This window comes from Heyndrickxia coagulans DSM 1 = ATCC 7050, from assembly GCF_000290615.1.
GTDB lineage: Bacteria > Bacillota > Bacilli > Bacillales > Bacillaceae_C > Weizmannia > Weizmannia coagulans.
The window spans coordinates 1-880 of the sequence record NZ_ALAS01000068.1 but is presented as its reverse complement, the minus strand read 5'-3'; the positions used below and the strand labels follow the sequence as shown (position 1 = coordinate 880).

Genomic DNA, 880 nt, shown 5'->3' with positions numbered 1-880 from the left:
CGGAAGTTAAGCTTTCCAGCGCCGATGGTAGTTGGGGGTTTCCCCCTGCGAGAGTAGGACGTTGCCGGGCCATAATACGGAGGATTAGCTCAGCTGGGAGAGCGTCTGCCTTACAAGCAGAGGGTCGGCGGTTCGATCCCGTCATCCTCCACCATAAATATGAGCCATTAGCTCAGTTGGTAGAGCATCTGACTTTTAATCAGAGGGTCGCAGGTTCGAATCCTGCATGGCTCATCATATTTAGCAGGAGATAAGAATTTCAGCCTGTTCAAAGCCGCCCTGAAATTCTTTGTTATCTGCATTTTTTGCGGAAGTAGTTCAGTGGTAGAACATCACCTTGCCAAGGTGGGGGTCGCGGGTTCGAATCCCGTCTTCCGCTCCATTTTTTTCTCTTGCCGGGGTGGCGGAATTGGCAGACGCACAGGACTTAAAATCCTGCGGTAGGTGACTACCGTACCGGTTCGACTCCGGTCCTCGGCACCATTCAATGTATGCGCCCATAGCTCAATTGGATAGAGCGTTTGACTACGGATCAAAAGGTTAGGGGTTCGACTCCTCTTGGGCGCGCCATATACGGGAAGTAGCTCAGCTTGGTAGAGCACATGGTTTGGGACCATGGGGTCGCAGGTTCGAATCCTGTCTTCCCGACCATTCAAATTCGGGGCCTTAGCTCAGCTGGGAGAGCGCCTGCTTTGCACGCAGGAGGTCAGCGGTTCGATCCCGCTAGGCTCCACCAAAGAAGCATTGACTTTTAAATAAATAGGTGCTATAATTTAAAAGTTGCTGTTTGAGATTGTTCCTTGAAAACTGGACAAAACGAAACGTCAAATTCTTTTTGAGCTTTTATCAAACATCTTTACTGAGAGTTTGATCCTGGCTC

Annotated in this window: 7 tRNA genes and 1 rRNA gene; all 8 read left to right on the top strand. The window is 50.0% G+C overall.

What is annotated here, in order from left to right:
- Nucleotides 1-70: ribosomal RNA gene (gene rrf, locus IC21_RS17745) — 5S ribosomal RNA — on the top strand; the annotation flags it as partial.
- Between the two features lie 8 nt (nucleotides 71-78).
- Nucleotides 79-154, top strand: a tRNA-Val gene (locus tag IC21_RS02860).
- Between the two features lie 7 nt (nucleotides 155-161).
- Nucleotides 162-234, top strand: a tRNA-Lys gene (locus IC21_RS02855).
- A gap of 73 nt (nucleotides 235-307) precedes the next feature.
- Nucleotides 308-382 (top strand) — tRNA-Gly (locus tag IC21_RS02850).
- Between the two features lie 12 nt (nucleotides 383-394).
- Nucleotides 395-483, top strand: a tRNA-Leu gene (locus IC21_RS02845).
- A gap of 10 nt (nucleotides 484-493) precedes the next feature.
- A tRNA-Arg gene (locus tag IC21_RS02840) sits at nucleotides 494-570 on the top strand.
- Nucleotides 571-574: 4 nt separating this feature from the next.
- Nucleotides 575-651 (top strand) — tRNA-Pro (locus tag IC21_RS02835).
- A gap of 9 nt (nucleotides 652-660) precedes the next feature.
- A tRNA-Ala gene (locus tag IC21_RS02830) sits at nucleotides 661-736 on the top strand.
- The last annotated feature ends 144 nt before the right edge of the window (nucleotides 737-880 follow it).